The sequence below is a fragment of the Pleomorphochaeta caudata genome (assembly GCF_055395745.1).
Genome location: NZ_AP042458.1, coordinates 1,148,191 through 1,164,460, shown reverse-complemented (window position 1 = coordinate 1,164,460; position 16,270 = coordinate 1,148,191). Strand labels below are relative to the sequence as shown.

At 30.3% G+C, this 16,270-nt stretch carries 16 protein-coding genes; 14 read left to right on the top strand and 2 right to left on the bottom strand.

Going from position 1 to position 16,270, the window contains the following annotated elements:
* Nucleotides 1-49: 49 nt before the first annotated feature.
* From prfA to ACZ5RS_RS05310, 5 genes are all read left to right on the top strand, one after another.
* Nucleotides 50-1,114: a peptide chain release factor 1 gene (gene prfA / locus ACZ5RS_RS05330; RefSeq protein WP_464638179.1), complete on the top strand. Its 1,065-nt coding sequence runs from the start codon at nucleotides 50-52 to the stop codon at nucleotides 1,112-1,114.
* Between the two features lie 5 nt (nucleotides 1,115-1,119).
* Nucleotides 1,120-1,968, top strand: coding sequence for a peptide chain release factor N(5)-glutamine methyltransferase (gene prmC / locus ACZ5RS_RS05325; protein ID WP_464638177.1), 849 nt, complete (start codon nucleotides 1,120-1,122; stop codon nucleotides 1,966-1,968).
* Entirely contained in the window at nucleotides 1,958-3,982 is a 2,025-nt protein-coding gene (locus ACZ5RS_RS05320) for a RelA/SpoT family protein (RefSeq protein ID WP_464638176.1), read from the top strand. The genes prmC and ACZ5RS_RS05320 overlap by 11 nt, the downstream gene beginning before the upstream one ends.
* Before the next feature lie 71 nt (nucleotides 3,983-4,053).
* Complete coding sequence (locus ACZ5RS_RS05315) at nucleotides 4,054-4,533, top strand: hypothetical protein (protein WP_464638174.1); 480 nt, start codon at nucleotides 4,054-4,056, stop codon at nucleotides 4,531-4,533.
* A gap of 85 nt (nucleotides 4,534-4,618) precedes the next feature.
* A complete protein-coding gene (locus ACZ5RS_RS05310; protein WP_464638173.1) occupies nucleotides 4,619-5,038 on the top strand; it encodes a hypothetical protein in 420 nt (139 codons plus the stop codon).
* Here ACZ5RS_RS05310 and ACZ5RS_RS05305 read toward each other — a convergent pair whose 3' ends face one another.
* Nucleotides 5,039-6,682, bottom strand: a complete 1,644-nt coding sequence (locus tag ACZ5RS_RS05305) for a putative manganese-dependent inorganic diphosphatase (RefSeq protein WP_464638171.1) — start codon at nucleotides 6,680-6,682, stop codon at nucleotides 5,039-5,041. It abuts the gene before it with no gap.
* 93 nt (nucleotides 6,683-6,775) lie between these two features.
* Nucleotides 6,776-7,783: a LacI family DNA-binding transcriptional regulator gene (locus ACZ5RS_RS05300; RefSeq protein ID WP_464638170.1), complete on the bottom strand. Its 1,008-nt coding sequence runs from the start codon at nucleotides 7,781-7,783 to the stop codon at nucleotides 6,776-6,778.
* Between the two features lie 271 nt (nucleotides 7,784-8,054).
* Here ACZ5RS_RS05300 and ACZ5RS_RS05295 point away from each other — a divergent pair, with 271 nt between their 5' ends.
* The 9 genes from ACZ5RS_RS05295 (at nucleotide 8,055) to ACZ5RS_RS05255 (ending at nucleotide 16,240) form a co-directional block, all read left to right on the top strand.
* A complete protein-coding gene (locus tag ACZ5RS_RS05295) occupies nucleotides 8,055-9,062 on the top strand; it encodes a substrate-binding domain-containing protein (RefSeq protein ID WP_464638168.1) in 1,008 nt (335 codons plus the stop codon).
* Nucleotides 9,063-9,135: 73 nt separating this feature from the next.
* A complete protein-coding gene (locus tag ACZ5RS_RS05290; RefSeq protein WP_464638167.1) occupies nucleotides 9,136-10,644 on the top strand; it encodes a sugar ABC transporter ATP-binding protein in 1,509 nt (502 codons plus the stop codon).
* Entirely contained in the window at nucleotides 10,634-11,632 is a 999-nt protein-coding gene (locus ACZ5RS_RS05285; RefSeq protein ID WP_464638165.1) for an ABC transporter permease, read from the top strand. Before ACZ5RS_RS05290 ends, ACZ5RS_RS05285 begins: the two co-directional genes overlap by 11 nt.
* An 11-nt stretch (nucleotides 11,633-11,643) precedes the next feature.
* Entirely contained in the window at nucleotides 11,644-12,615 is a 972-nt protein-coding gene (locus tag ACZ5RS_RS05280) for an ABC transporter permease (RefSeq protein ID WP_464638164.1), read from the top strand.
* An 11-nt stretch (nucleotides 12,616-12,626) separates the two neighbouring features.
* Complete coding sequence (locus tag ACZ5RS_RS05275) at nucleotides 12,627-13,109, top strand: DUF4867 family protein (protein ID WP_464638162.1); 483 nt, start codon at nucleotides 12,627-12,629, stop codon at nucleotides 13,107-13,109.
* 13 nt (nucleotides 13,110-13,122) lie between these two features.
* Nucleotides 13,123-14,133, top strand: coding sequence for a dihydroxyacetone kinase subunit DhaK (locus tag ACZ5RS_RS05270; protein WP_464638161.1), 1,011 nt, complete (start codon nucleotides 13,123-13,125; stop codon nucleotides 14,131-14,133).
* Between the two features lie 9 nt (nucleotides 14,134-14,142).
* Nucleotides 14,143-14,760 (top strand): dihydroxyacetone kinase family protein, encoded by a 618-nt coding sequence (locus ACZ5RS_RS05265; protein WP_464638159.1) that lies wholly within the window; start codon nucleotides 14,143-14,145, stop codon nucleotides 14,758-14,760.
* Between the two features lie 82 nt (nucleotides 14,761-14,842).
* A complete protein-coding gene (locus tag ACZ5RS_RS05260) occupies nucleotides 14,843-15,727 on the top strand; it encodes a ribokinase (protein WP_464638158.1) in 885 nt (294 codons plus the stop codon).
* Between the two features lie 75 nt (nucleotides 15,728-15,802).
* Complete coding sequence (locus ACZ5RS_RS05255; protein ID WP_464638156.1) at nucleotides 15,803-16,240, top strand: RpiB/LacA/LacB family sugar-phosphate isomerase; 438 nt, start codon at nucleotides 15,803-15,805, stop codon at nucleotides 16,238-16,240.
* Nucleotides 16,241-16,270: the final 30 nt, after the last annotated feature.

Below are 16,270 nucleotides of genomic sequence, written 5' to 3'. Positions count from 1 at the left end.
ACAAAATCAATTATATTTGAAGTACAAATCCAACGGAGATAATATATAAATGTTAGAAAAACTACCTACATATGAAAATCAATTAAAAGAGATTGATAGTAAATTAGGCGATCCACAAACAATGAGTGATATGAATCTATATAAGAAACTTATGGTAGATAGAGCTCATATTGCACCAATTGTTGAAGAAATGACAAAATTACAAGAATTAAATCAAGAAATTCAAGATGCTGAAGAATTATTAGAAGCTGAAGATGATGCAGAAATGATAGCTATGGCAAAAGAAGAAATTACTGAACTTAAAATAGCTTCTGAAAAATCTATGAAAAAATGTAAAATGCTTCTTATTCCACCAGATCCATTAGAAGGTAAAAATATTATTATGGAAATCAGAGCTGGAACTGGCGGTGATGAAGCTGCTCTTTTCTGTGCTGATTTATTTAAAATGTATTCCCATTATGCTGAAAAAATGGGTTGGAAAATAGATATCATGAGCACAAATGAAACCGGGTTAGGAGGCTATAAAGAAATTGTATTCTCAATCAGCGGTAAAGATGTTTATGGTTCATTAAGATGGGAAAGTGGAGTTCATCGCGTTCAAAGAGTTCCTGCAACTGAAAGTGGTGGACGTGTACATACTTCTGCAGTTACTGTTGCAGTATTACCAGAAGCTGAAGCTACAGATATTGAAATAAAACAAGAAGATTTAAAAATTGACGTTATGAGAGCTGGTGGTCCAGGTGGTCAATGTGTTAATACAACAGACAGTGCTGTTAGACTTACACACATTCCTTCAGGACTTGTTGTAATCTGCCAAGATGAAAAATCTCAATTAAAAAATAAAAATAAAGCTTTAAGAGTTTTACGTTCAAGACTTTATGATTTAGAAGAAGATAAAAAGAGAAAAGAAAGATCAGAAGCTAGAAAGAATCAAGTTGGAAGTGGTGATAGATCAGAAAGAATTAGAACATATAACTTCCCTCAAAACAGATTAACTGATCACCGTTTAAATCTTACTCTATATAAATTAGAAATAATTTTAAGTGGTGAATTAGATGAAGTAATTGAAGCTCTAAAAATTGCAGCCGGCGAACAAGCAATGGAAGAAGCATAAAATTTATGGATAGAACTGTTAAAGAATTACTATTTGAAGCTAAAAACGAATTAAGGAGTATCACTGATACTCCTTCTTTAGATGCGTCAATTCTCTTCGAAAAGGCTTGTGGCTTAAACAAAGTAAAACAAATAACTTTTTCAGATAAATTAATCAATGAAGCAGAACAAAAAGAATTCTTTCAACTTATAAAAAGACGACTTAACCATGAACCAATAGCATATATAATTGGGAAAAAAGAATTTTATGGAAGAGACTTCATAGTATCTTCTGATACATTAATTCCTAGAGCGGACACTGAAACATTAGTTGAAGCTACTATAAATTACATTAATACCTTAGATTACAAACCAGATGTATTAGATTTATGCACAGGTACTGGTTGTGTTGGTCTATCAATTGCACTTGAAACAGATTTATCAAATATCAGCTTGTGTGATATAAGTGATGAGGCCCTTAAAATTGCTCAAAAAAACGCAAAAGCATTATATTCAAAAGAAATAAATTTCATTAAAAGCGATTTATTAGAAAACTGTAAAACTTATGATATAATTGTAAGTAATCCTCCCTATTTAACTAACCAATGGTGTGAAGAATTAGATGAGGATGTAAAAAAAGAACCTATATTGGCTTTAGAAGGCTTTGGCCAAGATGGTTTAGATATTATAAGAAAAATTATTACAAGTGCAAAAAATCACTTCAATTCAAATAAAAATGCAATTTTTCTTGAATGTGATAGTAGACAGTGTAATACTGTAAAATATATTTTAGAAGCAAATAGTTTTAAAGAAATAGAAATCTTTAAAGATTTAGCTAATAGGGATAGAGTTGTTAAGGGGATATATGAGCGATAGATTAATTGAAAGATTCTTAATGAAAACTAAGAAGTACCCAGAAAATCAACAAATTAAAATACAAGAAGCTGTTGATTTTTCCAACACTAAACATGAAGGACAAAAAAGGAAAAGCGGGGAACCTTATATAATACATCCACTAGCCGTAGCAGAAATTCTTATCCAGTTAAATATGGATGGAGATACAATTTGTGCGGGCCTATTACATGATACTTTAGAAGACACCACTGCTGAATATGATGAATTAAAAGAAAAATTTGGAAAACCAGTAGCTGATCTTGTTGATGGTGTTACAAAGATAGAAATATTAAAAACAGATAATAAATCAGTACAAGAAGCTGAAACTATAAGAAAAATGTTCTTTGCCATGAGTAAAGATGCTCGTGTAATTATCATAAAACTTGCCGATAAATTACATAATATGAGAACAGTACATTTCTTAACCCCTGAAAGAGCCAAAGAATTTGCTACAGAAACACTAGATATATATGCCCCTTTAGCTGATAGATTAGGTATATCCTGGGTTAAAGATGAATTAGAAGACTTATCACTGAAAACAATTAATAAAGAAACCTATGATTATGTACAAGGTTATTTATTAAGCAAAAAAGGTGAACAAGCAGCTTATTTAAAACGCATTGAAAAAACAATTTATCAAGCTTGTGCTGAAGATAATCTTGGTAATGTAATAGTCACAAGCCGTGCAAAACATGCTTACTCTGTATATTTAAAAATGAAAAAAAGAAAAAAAGACATCGAAGAAATCTTTGATCTTTTAGGAGTTAGAATACTCTGTGATTCTATAGCTGAGTGTTATACTTTATTAGGTATTGTTCATAGACTCTGGCCCCCAATTGAAGGCCGTTTTAAAGATTACATTGCAATGCCAAAAGCTAATAACTACCAAAGCCTTCATACAACAGTCATGGCCCTTGATGGTAAATTACTTGAAATACAAATAAGAACTAAAGCCATGCATCAAACAGCTGAATATGGTATCGCCGCACACTGGAAATATAAAGTAAACAGTGGCTCTCAAGATAATATAAGCATGGATGATGCTCAATTTAATAAAATTTTAAATACTCTTGAACAATGGTCTAATGAAATTCAACATAATGAATCTTTCATGGATGACATTAAAGATGAGTTATTAAAAAATACAATTTGTGTATTTACCCCTCAAGGACATATTGTAGAATTACCAAAGAATTCTACAGCACTTGATTTTGCATATAGGATTCATACTGAAGTTGGTAATCATACTGCCGGAGCAAAAGCTGATGGTTCAATAATTGCATTAGATCAAAGATTAAAACATACTCAAGTAATTGAAATTTTGACTAATCCAAATGCACATCCTCACCTATCTTGGTTAAGACTTGCTCAGACTCAAAGTGCAAGAAAAAAAATAAGAACTTGGCTAAATAAAAATGACAATATAATAATAGATAAAAATATCATTGCTACACCAAAAAGTGTTATCACCGATTCAGGAATTACTGCACCTCAAAGAGAAAAAGTTGATGAAAAAGGTGAAATAATTAGAAATGTTACAGATGAAAGTAGATTAACCTTTAGAGTTGGAGATGAAACCAACCTAATGATTTCTCTAGCAAAATGCTGTAACCCACAAAGAGGCGATGATATTGTAGGCTACATAAGTCGAGGAAGAGGAATAATCGTACATAAGAAAAACTGTCCTAACTTGAAAAACATGAAAGAAATTGAGGAAAGAAGTGTTGAAGTAGCTTGGGAAACAAATTCTCCAAAACCAACTAGAAAATTTAGAGTAACTAGCAAAAGAACTTATGACTTATTTAGCGAAATTGAGGGAGCAATAAGGAAATATCATGGACACTTAATTGGTGGAAGGCTCTATGATGACGATATGGATAATTCAAGGCTTATTGGTACTTTTACAGTAGAAATTGACAATGAGGATGATTTTAAAAAGGTTGTAAAGGCATTAAAACTATTACCATCAATTAATACCGTTAGTTCAATATTATAGATTTATATAATTCAACTATTGTCAAAAGTGAAATAGTATCTTATACTAATACGTAATAAGGTAGGGGAAGAATGAAGAAAATTTTAATATTAATTATTGTTTTCACTTTAACAATTTCATCAATATATTCTAAAGCTTCAGATGTTTCACTTGTTGCTACAATACCTGAAACTGAAGTTTCATATAATTTATTTTATGAAGATGATTTAATTGCAGACAAAACAAAAGACTATGAAATTTTAGTTGCACCATTAACTGAAAATGGTCAGACGGGTGATTTTACAATTAAAGTAAATAGTAATTTAAATAAAAACAAATCAGTTAAAATTGTTATAAACCCTCAAAAATTCAAAAAAATTAAAAACTCAAAAGGTGTAAACAACACTCAAATTCGTCCTGATGTATCCTATAAAATCAATAATGGAATATTATATGCTGGATTAAATACAAATACAGTTGTTACTAGATTTTTCTTATATTGGTCAGGCGATCCAAATTTACCTTCTGGTGAATATGAAAGTAATGTCATAATAGAATATAAAATTACATAGAAAATAAAAATCAAATAACATTTTTTTGTTTTTTATAAAAATTGTATAAACTTTTTATTATAATTCTGCTATAGTATTATGAAGAATGATTAGAAAAAATAACTTATGGATTTGCCTTTTTTTAAGTATAATAGCTTTATCTTTAATAGGCTGCAGAAGTACAACTGAATTAGAAACAAAAACTATTAATAAAAATATTACTATTGATGCGAAAATTGCATCAATAGATGCTTATGGAAATATAACTTTAAATATTTTGACAAAAGATTTATTGATGGCTGATTTTAATTATAGTAATAATTTGATTCTTCAATTTTCTAATGGCTACTTAATTGAAAGCAGTTTAACCCTAAGTAACAATAATATAAATGAAGGCCAATGCTATATTAGGACTGTCAGTGAAGACAATCCTATTACAGTAGGAATAAAGGCCGATAATTTAGCTAAAATTGGAACTTTAAAAATTGGTGATATTGTTAAAATTAGTCAACTCCAATCAAACTAATTATTCATCTAAAACTCTAATAACCTCAGGTAGTAATTGTTTCTTTCTAGATAAAACCCCAGGTAACATAAAAGTTTTTTCAGCTTGTTTTTCATAAATAAATTTATACTCAACAGTATCAAGACCTGTAGTTAATAAAATACTATTTTCTTTTACAACATTAGTTATCAAGAATAAAGCCCAATCCAAACCATTACTTCTTTTAACTTCTTCAAGAGTTTTTAAATATTTTTCTCTATAGTCATCAATATCTTTTAAAGTAGTAACTTCACATTGACCAATACCAACTTTTAAACCATGTTCTTTGTAAATTTTAAAGTCCCCTTCAATTGCAGTTCTTGGATCTTGTTTAGCTATTGAAATGCCACTAGCAAACATATCCTCTCCATAAGCTTTAATATCTGAAATTTCTGCAGCTTCACATAATATCTTAGCAATTCTTATATCTTCTTGAGTTGTTGTAGGACTCTTCAAAATAACAGTATCGCTAATAAGCCCTGATAGTAAAATTGATGCTATCTCTTTTGAAATTCCAATATTGTATCTTTCATACAATTGAGCGACTAAAGTACAAGTTGAACCTAATGGAGCACTATAAATAAAAATTGGATTACTAGTTTTAGAAGCATTAAACCTATGATGGTCAATAATTCCAACAATATCAGCCTCTTCAATTCCTGGCATACCCTGTTCACTTTCATTATGGTCAACCATTACAATTTTTGTTTTAGGTTTTTCAATAAAACAACGTCTTGTAACAAACCCTTTAAATTCATTCTCTTCAAAAACAGGAAGACCTCTAAAATGACTATTTATTAAAGTATTTTTCCCTTCAACAAATAATGTATGTAAAAATAAACTTGGTAGCTTTTTCTCCAATAAATCTTCGATAGGAGTACATAATCTTAAAAGTCTTAAAGTTTCATTTGTATGACACTCACTTAAAAATACAGTGCCTTCATAATTATCAAAATTTACAAGTCTTTTTATTTTATCACTCATTTTAGTCAAGATAATTAAAGGAGCTTGACGATAGATGGCTTCTAATATGGGCTCTAATCTGTCCCCTACTACCAATAAAGGTAAATTATCATCATCAATTTCATCAAACACTTGTTTGAATTTTGTAAAGCTCATAGCAGCAACCATTATTTGCAATCTATGTTTTACTTTTTTACCTTTAGTTAAAAACCTACCCTTCAAAACTTTAGTAATTTTATCAATATTAATATCATAATAAGGTTTTTGAGAACTTGCATCTCTTAAAAAATATCTATTTACATCATCAATACTTAACAAACCATGATACTTTCCATTTTTGGTTATTGTAACTACAGAAACTTCATTTTGAGTAAATATATCCATCAATACATGTATTGGTTCTTCACAATCTACTGATATATTTGGTTTAACATAAACAGAAGAAACTCTAGTCCTAACATCTTTAACAAATTTAGGAGGCTCAATATCCAACTTCCTAAAAACCTGTTTTGTACTCTCATTTAAGTTACCACAACGTGCAGCTATATATTCTATATCATCATTATTTTTATTAATTAAATTTTCTAATTTAGCATATGCCCAGGCACTACAAACACTATCCATATCTGGATTTTTATGCCCACAAACTAGTACTCTATCCATGAAAACTCCTTTTCTAAATGATACTCCACTAATCAACAAAAAACAAGAAAGATAGTAAATTAAGAGCACCAAAATAAAGCTATAATTTTTGGATTAATTAGTACTATTTCTAATAATTAATTTTCCACCAACAGTAAGTTTATAATAGGAAGGATGCTTTCTTCTTATTTCATTGACAAGTGTTATTGCTGCCATTTGACCAATCATAGATCTTTGTACATGCATAGTTGTTAATGGCGGCATAGAAGTTTCAGCTAAAAAGATATCATCAAAACCTATAATAGAAACATCTTCAGGAATCTTATAACCAGAAGCAGTTAACGCTTGAATTGCACCTAAAGCAATAATATCATTATCTGCAAAAACAACCTTTGGAATACGTCTTTCATCTTTCAAGTAATTTAGCATCCCATTATAACTACCTTTTAATGTAGCTTCTAATCTAAACTCTCTATCTTTAGAATAATATAAACCATATTTATTTATGGCCTTAATAACACCTTCATGTCTATCTAAAAAATTCTGTGAATCAAAAGAAGATCTAAAATACCCAAAATCTTTTTCCCCATTTGCACCTAAATGCCTAATAGCTAAATCGACCATTTCTTCATTAGCCATTGTAATTGAATTACAAGGATAATTTGGCATTGCATTATCTATAACTAAATATGGGATTGAAATAGAATCAAGAGCTTTATAATCTATATCTAATAATTCTGTTCCAAGAACAAAAGCTCCATCAACATTTGAAAAATTTAAATTTTTAATGTTTTTTGAATAATCTTTATCGAAGGTGACCATTTGTAAATTATAATTAAATCTAGCACAATCATTTTGTATGCTATCTACTATTTTAGAAATAAACCCCGCATTTTGTTCTACTAAAACACCATCTTTTATAATTTTAATAAAAAGTAAATTTTTATTCTCATTAACTATATTATTATCTGTAACAGTATAATTAATCGGATAATTCAATTTTTTAAGTAATTTAATAATTTCAGCTCTTTTTTTTTCACTTACTCCTGTTTTATTATTAATTACTAAAGATACTGTAGCAGGAGATACCCCTGCGATTTTAGCTATTTCTCTTACGGTCATAATTTAATCCTTCAAGTTCAAGTTAAGCATAATTTTATTTAGTTGTCAAGAAAATATATTACTTAACATTTAGTAAATACTAAACAAAAGCTAAACAAAAAATTTTTTATTTAATTCTTTATACAATATATAATTATAAAAAAAATTAGTGCAGAAATATTTTTTTATTGATTTAAATTTGACAAATTTCTCTATAGATACCTATAATTAGGATGTTCAATTTACTAAACACAAAACCAGTTTTGTTTAGTATATCTTTAAGGAGGATAATATGAAAAAATTTCTAGCTTTATCTTTAGCTATGTTATTAATGGTTTCTACTGTTGCATTTGCAAATGGTGAAAGTGAAAAAGGATCAGGAGCAAAAGATTACAGAATCGCAGTAGTTCCTAAATTAACAAGTATTTCTTGGTTCCAAAGAATGGAAGTTGGTGTAAATGAATATGCTGATGAACATAATGTTGATGCATTCTATACAGGTCCATCAGAAGGTGATGGTGCTCTACAAGCTCAAGCTATTGAAGATTTAATTTCTCAAGGTGTTGATGCAATCTGTGTAGTTCCTTTCTCAACTGAAGCTCTAGAACCAGTATTAAAGAAAGCTCGTGAAGCTGGTATCGTTGTTATCACACATGAAGCATCAGGAATGAGCAATATCGATTATGATATTGAAGCATTTAACAATGCTGACTATGGTAGACACTTCATGGAAAAAATTGGTGAATTAGTTAATGGTGAAGGCGAATATGTATTAACAGTTGGTTCTTTAACTTCAGAATCACATAACCAATGGGTTGATGCAGCTAAAGCATTACAAGAAGAAAAATTCCCTAACATGAGTCAATATGGTGACAAAATTGAAACAGCTGACAACCAAAGTCAATGTTACAACAAAATTAAAGAAGTTCTAACAGCTAATCCTAACATTAAAGCTATCCAAGGTTCAGCAATGCCTGATGTAGCTGGTGCAGCTTTAGCAGTACAAGAATTAGGCTTACAAGGTAAAATTGCTATTGTAGGTACATCATTAGTTTCTGTTGCAGGTAAATACATTGAAGATGGTACAATTCAAATGGCTTCATTCTGGGATCCAGCATTAGCAGGTAAAGCAATGATTGAATTAGCTCTTAAAGTATTAGATGGAGAAGACATCGCAAGTGGTTGTGATCTAAACGTTCCTGGTTATACAGACCTACAATTAAATGGCAAAGTATTATCTGGACAAGCTTGGATTGACATCACAAAAGAAAATGTTAATGATCCAGCAATTGATTTCTAAATAAATCAAAGCAAATATTAAGGGGATAAGGATTTTTCCAAATCCCCTTATTTGAGTTAATGGAGTATATACAATGACTGAAGAATTTATCCGTCTTGAGAAAATAAAAAAATATTTTACAGGCGTAAAGGCTCTTAAAGGTGTTGATTTAACAATTAATACTGGAGAGATTCACTGTCTTGCCGGTGAAAATGGCTGTGGTAAATCAACATTAATAAAAGTAATTTCAGGTGCGCATGAACCAACTTCTGGAAGTATTTATATTAATGGGGAAGAGGTATCACATTTAACCCCTATAACATCAATACATAAAGGTATTCAGGTTATTTATCAAGATTTTGCAGTATTTCCTAATCTTTCTGTTGCAGAAAACATTGCAATGAATAACAACTTGTTAAATGAAAAGAAAAAAATGAATTGGAAAGAAGCTAGAGCTTTAGCACAAAAGGCTATGGCTTTAGTTGGTGCCGATATTGACCCAGATATTTTAGTTGAAAGATTATCAATTTCAAATAAACAAATGGTAGCAATTTCGAGAGCGATTATTAATGATGCAAAGCTATTAATTCTAGACGAACCTACCACGGCTCTTACCGCACGAGAAGTTGAATTATTAAATCAAACATTACTTAATTTAAAAGCTAAAGGTATGGCAATTGTAATCGTAAACCATAAAATTGATGAGATATTTGAAATTGCAGATAGACTAACAATACTTAGAAATGGAGAAAATGTTGCAACAGGCTTAATTGAAGATTTCAATAGGAAATCCTTTATTAAATATATGACAGGTAGAGACATTGTTGATACAATTTATACCCCTGAAATTTGCTGCGATGAAGTATGTAAAGTTGAAGGTTTAACTTTAGATGGATATTTTAAAGATGTTGATTTCTCTTTAAATAGAGGTGATGTTTTAGGAATAACTGGACTATTAGGATCTGGGCGTTCTGAAATTGGAGATACATTATTTGGAATAACACCGGCAACTTCCGGAAAAATTATAATAAACAACGAACAAGTAAAAATTACTTCAATTTTTGATGCTGTAAACAAAGGCATTGGTTATGTCCCAGAAGATAGACTTACACAAGGTTTATTCTTATCAAGATCTATAAGTGATAATACTGTTGCAGCTTCATTAAAAACTTATATGAAGAAATGCAAGTTAGATCTTCAAGAAATTGAAGAAATTACCAAATATTGGATTCAAAAAATTGGTTGTGTCGCATCTTCTCCAAAAGCAACAATAAGAACATTATCAGGTGGAAATGCTCAAAAAATGGTAATTGCAAAATGGTTAAATACACATCCACAATTACTAATATTAAATGGTCCAACTGTAGGTGTTGATATTGGCTCAAAATTTGATATTCATAAAATACTTCATGATCTAGCAAAAGAAGGTATGGGAATTATTATCATAAGTGATGATTTAAATGAATTATATTACAACTGTAATAAATTAATAATTATGAGTAATGGAATTAGTTCTGGCACTCTTACTACTGCAGACTATAGCGAAGATCAAATTGCAAGAAAAATCAAAGAAGCTACAGCGGAGGAAAATAATGACAACTAAAACAAAACAAATATTTTCTACAAATGAAGCTATTGTAGCTTATACAGTTATTATTCTATGTACAATTATTGGAATAGCAAATCCTGCATTCCTATCCTTTAGTACAGTTATTACTCTATTAAGAGCAATGTTAATAACATTAATATTTGCGGGCTTAGAAATGATGATAATAATTGGTGGTGGAATTGATGTCTCTTTCCCTGCTATTGCTTGTTTCTCCGCATATGCAACTATTAAATTAATTTTAAAATACAATATAGATAGTATTGCATTTTTCTATATCGTAGCTAGTTTGATGGGATTAGCTTTTGGTGCATTAAATGCTTTTTTAATTGCCAAGAAAAAATTACCTCCTCTAATTGCTACTTTAGCTGTTAGCAGTATTGCCAATGGTGCAACTTTAGCATTCTTAGGAACAAAGGAATTTTCAAATATCCCAGAGCATATAGATAGTCTTTCAAAAAGTTTCTTATTCTCATACACAAATAGCGCAGGAATAACATATCAAATGACTAGTCTGATACTTATTCCAGTTATTTTCTTAATTGTATTATATGTTGTATTAAAATTTACCATTTATGGTAGAGGAATTTATGCAATTGGTGGAGATAAAAATGCTGCTAGAATTGCTGGATACAATGTTGTGAAAATTCAATCAAGCCTTTATATGATTGGTGGAGTATTAGCTGCAATTGGTGGTGTAACTTACACAATTTTAATGCGTCAATCAAGTCCTCAAAACTTAATGGGATCAGAGATGATGGTAATTGCAGCTGTAGTAGTTGGTGGTACTAGAATAACAGGTGGACATGGAACAGTACTTGGAACAATATTAGGGGTTCTCTTAATTGCAATTGTTCAAAACAACTTAGTTCTTGTTGGAATTCCTACTCACTTACAAACTTTTGTAGTTGGATTAATTATTGTATTAGGTACAGGAATTACATCTATCAAAGCAAAACGTATTGCAAATAGTGCAAAAGTATAACGAGGTTAAATATGACAAAAACTAGTTTTGAAAAAATAAATAAAAACAATTTAATGATTATAATAATCGGTATAGCAATATTTGTAATAATGAGCATTTTAGAACCTAGAGCTTTTTTAAGAATCGCTAATATTAGAGGAATGTTTGTTCAATTACCAGAATACGGAATTCTATGTTTTGGTATGATGATTGCTATGATTTCAGGAGGGATTGATTTATCTCTTGTTGGTATTGCAAACTTAGCTAGCATTGTTGGAGCTACTTATATGATTCAAAGAGGTGGAACCACAGGTTCAATTTTCTTTGCAATTTTAATTGCACTTTTTGTTGGTGCATTATGTGGGCTTTTCAATGGATTTTTAATTGGATATTTAAAAATACCTGCAATGCTAGTCACTTTATGTGGTTTACAATTATATCAAGGTTTAGGTTTAGCAATTACTAAAGGTCCTGCAATTACAGGATTACCTGAAGCTTATGGAGAAATTGCAAATGGAGTTTTATTTGGTATTCCAATTCCTTTCTATGTGTTCTTAGTAGTTACGATAGTAATAGCATTTTTACTTCGATCAACTGTTTATGGACATCAGTTAGAATTCATGGGAACAAATGAAATTGCATCAAAATATGCTGGTATAAATAACTTAAAAGTTACCTTATTAACTTATATGACAAGCGGTATTTTAGGAGCTATTGGGGGTATTTTAATATCCAGCCACTACAATTCTGCAAAAAGTGATTATGGTAAATCATATACATTACTTACTCTTTTAATCGTTGTATTAGGTGGAACGGATCCTGATGGAGGTAAATCTAATGTTATTGGTGTAGCACTTGCTGTTATTTTACTTCAACTTGTTTCTAGTGCATTCAACATCATGAGAATTAGTTCCTTTATGAAAACATTTGTTTTCGGATTAATTTTAGTAGTAACAATGCTTTCCAGTATTTATATAGACCAAAAAAATAAAAAAAATGATTAATTGGAGGAGATATGAAAAAAATTAGGGCAAAAAAATTATCAAATGATGACTTTAAAGAATTTGGAGCATTTTATAATTTAAACAATCCACAAGGTTATAATCTCGGAGATTTTTTCCCAGATCATTTAGATGTTGCTAATACAACAAACATGTCTTATGGGTTCTCATCACTAATCGTATATAAAAAAGAAAATATGATTGTTGATGAAGTTGAATATCATAATCATTGTTCAGAAGTCTTATTACCACTTGATACAGATGTAGTAATTCATGTAGCTCCACCAAGCAACACCATGAATATTGAAGAAGTACAAGCTTTTATAGTTCCAAAAGGAACAATTGTAAAATTAAACATTGGAGTAACTCATTTATGTCCTTTCTCAATTGAAAAAGCAGAAGGTCATGTTATGGTAGCTCTTCCACAAAGAACATATAAAAATGATTGTGTAATGGTCACTTTAGATGAAAATGAAAAATTCGAAATAGTATTATAGATAAGGAATAAATATGAAAAAATTAATTAACAAACCAGAAAATTATGTAAAAGAAATGCTTGAGGGGTTATATATTGCTCATCCTGATTTGATAACTTATACCAACGATGACGTACACTGTTTAGTAACAGCAAATAAAAAAGAAGGAAAAGTTGGAATTGCAACAGGTGGTGGTTCCGGTCACTTACCATTATTCTTAGGATATGTTGGTAAAGGTATGCTTGATGCTTGTTCAGTTGGTGATGTATTCCAAAGCCCAAGTCCAGATCAAATGCTAGCTTGTACAAAATATATAGACAGTGGTGCTGGTGTTCTTTACATTTACGGTAACTATAATGGTGATATTTTCAATTTCGATATGGCTGCAGAACAAGCAGATTTTGAAGAAGATATTAGAGTAGAATCTGTAGTTGCTGGTGATGATGTAGCTTCTGCTGGACCTTCAGCTCCTGGTGAAAAAAATACTAGACGTGGAGTTGCTGGTATAATATTTGTATATAAATGTGCTGGTGCAGCAGCTGATGCAATGCTTAGTTTAGACGAAGTAAAAAGAGTTGCAGAAAAAGCATGTGCCAATGTTAGAACAATGGGTGTAGCTCTTACACCATGTATTGTTCCTAGAGTAGGAAAACCAGGATTTAGTATCGGTGAAGATGAGATGGAAATCGGAATGGGTATCCACGGAGAAACTGGTATTAGAAGAGGTAAATTAGAACCTGCTGATCAAGTAGCTGAAGAAATGGTTGCAAAAATTATTGGGGATATTCCATTTGAAGCTAATGATGAAGTTGCAGTAATGGTAAATGGCTTAGGTGCTACACCATTAGATGAACAATATATTATTGTAAGAAAAATTGATGAAATTCTAAAAAGAGAACAAATCAAAGTACATAGATATTATGTAGGCGAATTTGCAACTGCTATTGAAATGGCTGGTGTTTCAATTTCTATGATGAAATTAGATGATGAACTTAAGAAATATCTTGATGCTCCAGCTCAAACACCTTTCTTTGTACAATTATAGGAATTAAATATGGACGTAGAAATTATTGTAAATTTTCTAAAAGAAACTGCTAAGATAATGAGTGAAGAAAAAGTTCACTTAATTGAAGAAGATAGTATTGTTGGTGATGGAGATTTAGGCTTAACCATGAGTGATGGTTTTGAAGCTGCTTATCAAAGTTTATTAGATAATCCTCAAACAGATTGTGGTAAAGCTTTATATTTTGCAGGCAAAGCAATGAGTATCAAAGTACCATCAACAATGGGAACTCTTATGGCTAGCGGATTAATGCAAGCAGGAAAAGTTCTTAAAGGCAAAACTGAATTATCTAGAGAAGATGTTGTAGCTATTTTTGAAGAATATCTAAACGGTGTTATAAATCGTGGAAAAGCAAAAATTGGTGAAAAAACTTTTGTTGATGGTTTATATCCTGCTGTAGAAACTTTAAAAAATACTATTGATAAATCATTAAAAGATAGTGCAAATGAAGCTGCAGAAGCAGCTTATCAAGGATATCAAAATACTAATGGAATGATAGCTGTACATGGAAGAGCCGCAACAAGAGGAGAAGCTTCAAGGAAACTTTTGGATCCAGGAGCTTTAGTTGCAGCATTAATTATTAAAGCTTTTTCCCTATCATTAAATTAAAACTCGAAAGTTAATTCTTTCAGTTTGTATATACTTTGCACGGAGAATTTTCTCCGTGCTATATTATTATAAGGTAAATTAAATGAATAAAATTTTAGATTATGGCTCTTTAAACATAGATAAAACTTTTTTACTTGATCATATTGTAATGCCAGGAGAAACCATTTCATCTCATAGCTTTAAAATAAATGCTGGAGGAAAAGGTTGTAATCAAGCCGGAGCCTTAGCTAAAGCTGGTTGTAACGTATATATGGCTGGAAAGATTGGAAAAGATGGCCTCTTCCTTTTAGATTTATTGAATAGTTTTAAGGTAAATACCGAATTTATTAATACCAATTCTGAAGTAACAGGACAAGCAATAATACAAGTTTCGACCTCAGGGCAAAATTCTATTATACTCAGTGCTGGAGCTAATTATGAAAATACCACTAAAGAAATAGACAAAACTTTAGAAAATTTCTCAAAAGGCGATTACTTAATATTACAAAATGAAATTAACAACATTGAATATCTAATTAACAAAGGATATGAGAAAGGCTTAAAAATCTGCTTTAACCCCTCTCCTTTTACAAAAGATATTCTTAAGTTACCTTTAGAAAAAATTTCATACTTTTTTGTGAATGAAGTCGAAGCAGCTCAAATTTCTGAAACTGAAGACACCAAAGATTTTATACAAATTTTAAAGAAAATTAATAAAAAATTCCCTACCTCACATATAATCATGACTATTGGAAAAGATGGTGCATATTATTGTTATAAAGAGAATGAGATATTCCAAGAAATAATTGAAGCCCCTGTAATTGATACTACAGCTGCAGGAGATACTTTTATGGGATATTACATTGCCTCATTAATAAAAGGATACAACCATAAAGAAGCATTATTTTTTGCTACAAAAGCAGCAGCTATAACTGTAAGTAAAAATGGAGCCTTAACCTCAATTCCAACTGAAGATAAAGTTTTTTAATATTTTATCTAATTATTAAAAAGAATTATTAACAAAGATTTTATCTTTTGCTATATTGTTTCTAGGAGAAAGTAAATGAAAATTGTATTAGCAAATGATCATGGTGCAGTAGAGTTATCTAAAAAGATTAAAGAACATCTTGAAACAAAAGGTTATGAAGTAAATCACTTAGGAGTAACAGAAGAAAAATCTGTAGATTATCCTGATATGGCAAAATTAGCTTGTGAGGAATATCTCAAAGGTGGTTATGAATTTGGTATTGTATGTTGCGGAACTGGAATTGGTATTTCAATTAGCGCGAATAAAATTGATGGCATTAGATGTGCTCTTCCTCAAAATATTTTTGCAGCACAAATGGCAAAACAACACAACAATGTTAACTTTATAGCATTTGGTGGTAGAATTGATTATCCTGAAAATCCTTTAGATATGCTTGATGCTTTTATAGATGAGAAATTCGCTGGAGACAGACATCAAAGACGTATAGATAAAATGATGAATTTGGAAAAATAATAATAAAAGATATATATGAAAAAGGGATAT

Coding starts and splice junctions, on each gene's coding strand:
- ACZ5RS_RS05260 (WP_464638158.1), top strand. CDS start 14,843: ATGAATAAAATTTTAGATTATGGCTCTTTAAACATAGATAAAACTTTT.
- prmC (WP_464638177.1), top strand. CDS start 1,120: ATGGATAGAACTGTTAAAGAATTACTATTTGAAGCTAAAAACGAATTA.
- ACZ5RS_RS05265 (WP_464638159.1), top strand. CDS start 14,143: ATGGACGTAGAAATTATTGTAAATTTTCTAAAAGAAACTGCTAAGATA.
- ACZ5RS_RS05315 (WP_464638174.1), top strand. CDS start 4,054: ATGAAGAAAATTTTAATATTAATTATTGTTTTCACTTTAACAATTTCA.
- ACZ5RS_RS05320 (WP_464638176.1), top strand. CDS start 1,958: ATGAGCGATAGATTAATTGAAAGATTCTTAATGAAAACTAAGAAGTAC.
- ACZ5RS_RS05285 (WP_464638165.1), top strand. CDS start 10,634: ATGACAACTAAAACAAAACAAATATTTTCTACAAATGAAGCTATTGTA.
- ACZ5RS_RS05275 (WP_464638162.1), top strand. CDS start 12,627: ATGAAAAAAATTAGGGCAAAAAAATTATCAAATGATGACTTTAAAGAA.
- ACZ5RS_RS05295 (WP_464638168.1), top strand. CDS start 8,055: ATGAAAAAATTTCTAGCTTTATCTTTAGCTATGTTATTAATGGTTTCT.
- ACZ5RS_RS05280 (WP_464638164.1), top strand. CDS start 11,644: ATGACAAAAACTAGTTTTGAAAAAATAAATAAAAACAATTTAATGATT.
- ACZ5RS_RS05300 (WP_464638170.1), bottom strand. CDS start 7,783: ATGACCGTAAGAGAAATAGCTAAAATCGCAGGGGTATCTCCTGCTACA.
- ACZ5RS_RS05270 (WP_464638161.1), top strand. CDS start 13,123: ATGAAAAAATTAATTAACAAACCAGAAAATTATGTAAAAGAAATGCTT.
- ACZ5RS_RS05255 (WP_464638156.1), top strand. CDS start 15,803: ATGAAAATTGTATTAGCAAATGATCATGGTGCAGTAGAGTTATCTAAA.
- ACZ5RS_RS05305 (WP_464638171.1), bottom strand. CDS start 6,682: ATGGATAGAGTACTAGTTTGTGGGCATAAAAATCCAGATATGGATAGT.
- ACZ5RS_RS05310 (WP_464638173.1), top strand. CDS start 4,619: ATGATTAGAAAAAATAACTTATGGATTTGCCTTTTTTTAAGTATAATA.
- ACZ5RS_RS05290 (WP_464638167.1), top strand. CDS start 9,136: ATGACTGAAGAATTTATCCGTCTTGAGAAAATAAAAAAATATTTTACA.
- prfA (WP_464638179.1), top strand. CDS start 50: ATGTTAGAAAAACTACCTACATATGAAAATCAATTAAAAGAGATTGAT.